Annotated in this window: 2 protein-coding genes; both read left to right on the top strand. The window is 74.9% G+C overall.

Annotated features, from left to right (window positions below):
• A partial coding sequence (locus tag Q4D18_RS11675) for a phosphoribosyltransferase domain-containing protein (protein WP_303128605.1) occupies positions 1-886 on the top strand: 886 nt, incomplete at its 5' end.
• Positions 883-1,389: cysteine protease StiP domain-containing protein (locus Q4D18_RS11670; protein WP_303128602.1), on the top strand; the 507-nt coding region annotated here is incomplete at its 3' end. The genes Q4D18_RS11675 and Q4D18_RS11670, both read left to right, overlap by 4 nt.

Here is a 1,389-nt window from a genome sequence, read left to right as displayed (position 1 = left end):
GCACGCCACCAGCCACCTGCTGGCCCCTGCCGACGCCGGCCTGCTCACCGACACCGCGGGCGGCGACCGCCCGCTGATCCTCGTCGACGACGAACTCAGCACCGGGCAGACCCTGCTCAACACGATCGAGGCCCTGCACGCGCTGGCCCCGCGCTCGCGCTACGTCGTGCTGGCCCTGGTGGACATGCGCGCCCACCGGGACGCCCGCAAGGTGCAGGACCAGGTGCAGGCGCTGGAACAGCGGCTGGGCACCAGGATCGACGTACTCGCCCTCGCCAAGGGCCGCACGAAGCTGCCCGAGGGGGTGGCGCAGGCCGCCACCGAGCTGCTGGCCGCCCTGCCCGCCGAGCCCGCGGGTGAGCCGGGCTCCGCCGTCGTCCGCGACCTGGCGGTCACCCTCGACGTGCCGGCCGGCGGACGGCACGGCATCGACCCGGCCCAGCGCGACCGGCTCGCCGGCGCCATGGCCGAGGCGGCCCGCGGCCTGGCGGCCGGGCCGGACGAGACCGTGCTCGTGCTGGGCACCGAGGAGTTCATGGCGGCGCCGCTGCTGCTGGCCGGTGCCCTCACCGATCAGCCCGGACGCACCGTGCGGTACTCCACCACCACCCGCTCCCCGGCCGCCGCCATCGACGACGACGGGTACCCCCTGCGCTCGGCCATCACCTTCGCCGCACCGGCCCTGGACGACGACCCGGACCTGAGCCACCGCTTCGCCTACAACGTGCGCCGCCCCCAGGGCTGGGACCGGATCGTGCTCGTCGTGGACGAACCCCAGGACGGTCCCCGGTTGCGGGAGGGGCACGAGGACCTGCCCGGCCTGGTGCCGCTGTTGACCGGCTGCGCGGACCGCGTGGACGTCCTGACCGTGAAGGAGAGCCTGTGACCGGCGCACCCGCCGCCCGCCTCGCCGACCCGCTGTACGGCCCCGCTTTCGGGTCCTACGCCGCGGACGACGTCGCCTGGCTGCTGAAGGACCTCTCCCACGCCGAACTCGAAGCGCCCACCGCCGAACGGGAACAGGCCATCCAGTCGGGCCGGGCCCACTACGCCGAGTCCCTCCCGATCGAGTTCCAGCCCGACGAGGCGTACACCGCCCTCTTCCACCGGGCCGTCGAGGACTCCTCCACCCGGCTGGCGCACGCCGTCGGGCTGGTCTGCGGCCTGGTCGCGGCCGAGCAGGGCTTCGACGCGGCCCGCCCACCCGTCCTGGTGTCCCTGGCCCGGGCCGGGACGCCGGTGGGCATCCTCATGCGCCGGTGGTTCACCGCGGCCGGCGTGGACGCCCCGCACTACACGATCTCGATCGTCCGGGGCCGGGGTATCGACGCGAACGCGCTCACCTGGATCGCCGCCCACCACGACTCCCGCGACGTCGTCTTCGTCGAC

It is taken from the genome of Micrococcus sp. (genome assembly GCF_030523875.1).
Taxonomy (GTDB): Bacteria; Actinomycetota; Actinomycetes; order Actinomycetales; family Micrococcaceae; genus Micrococcus.
This window is presented reverse-complemented; position numbering and strand designations above follow the sequence as displayed.